At 40.8% G+C, this 387-nt stretch carries 1 protein-coding gene; it reads right to left on the bottom strand.

Annotated features, from left to right (window positions below; translation table 11 throughout):
• Positions 1-387: glycosyl hydrolase (locus tag SB660_RS19165; RefSeq protein ID WP_410583806.1), on the bottom strand; the 387-nt coding region annotated here is incomplete at both ends.

Genomic DNA, 387 nt, shown 5'->3' on the forward strand with positions numbered 1-387 from the left:
ATCAAGAGTGCCATACAATTCATTAATGGTGTCAATCACTGATGAATCTTGATTTAAAAGCCCTAAGGATTTCTCAGGTTTGCTGATAACCACAAGGCGCATCCCCGCTCCTACAAGCTCTTTTAATCTCTGGGCACTCTCAGGTAGTAGAGCTTTAACATCTGCAAGAACACAGATCTTATACTGCATCCCCTGCGACAATTCTATATTTTGGTTTTTAATTGAGATCTGGTTTAACAAAACATCACGACCGATCACATCTCCCTTATAACCCTCAGGTACTATGCCAATCAGATAAATATCAGGAATTCCCGAGGCCGGATCATCCCCTTTAAAATAGCATATATCAACCACTGCTGTTCCCTGTTGTAAAAGGTATTGTGCTCT

Source organism: Bacillus sp. SIMBA_005, assembly GCF_046535585.1.
Classification (GTDB): Bacteria; Bacillota; Bacilli; order Bacillales; family Bacillaceae; genus Bacillus; species Bacillus pumilus.